Source organism: Frankia sp. AgKG'84/4 (assembly GCF_023242965.2).
GTDB lineage: Bacteria > Actinomycetota > Actinomycetes > Frankiales > Frankiaceae > Frankia.
Genome location: NZ_JALKFU020000675.1, coordinates 1 through 598, shown reverse-complemented (window position 1 = coordinate 598; position 598 = coordinate 1). Strand labels below are relative to the sequence as shown.

1 pseudogene is annotated in these 598 nt (G+C 78.1%); it reads right to left on the bottom strand.

The window, feature by feature from the left end:
• Positions 1-598, bottom strand: a pseudogene (locus MXD58_RS24575) (helicase SNF2); the annotation flags it as partial.

The following is a 598-nucleotide window of genomic DNA, read 5'->3' as shown; positions in this document are numbered from 1 at the left end:
GGTCGGCGGCGTCCGCGGGCTCGTGCAGGCGGAAACAGGCGCGCACCGGTGCCGTCCCGGCCGCGCGGGCGCGCCAGTGCGCGACCTGGTCGGCGAGGTCCCGCGTCACCGCGCCCGGCCCGGTGAACCGCGCCTCGCCGCTGAGCGCGACGACCCACCGGCCGGCGACGCTCCTCCTTGCCGACGACGAGGACGGGGGGCGCAACGGGCTGCCGGCGGCCCCGAGCCGGTCGCGGGCGATCGCGTCGACCATCGCCGCGAGCGTGCCCCGCAACGCCTCGTCCCCACCCATTCCGATCACGAGGGTTCCGATCACGAGGGTGAGGTCACCGGGGGTGGCACGGAACGCCGGGGGCATGGCGTCGCGCAGAGCGTCGAGGCGGGTGACGTCCGGGCCGGTGAGGACCGGTGTCCACCGGGCCCGCGGGCCGTCCGCCGTGAGGTGGACGCCGGGCAGCAGCCGCCCGCGGGTGACAAGGTCGGCCGCGAGGTCGCCGACGACAGCCAGGTACCGCAGCGTCGACCCAGGCCGGAAACCGGACCCCCCGCGCGCCAGCGCCGCGAACCCGGTGGACGGCCGCGGGCGCAGTACCGGCAC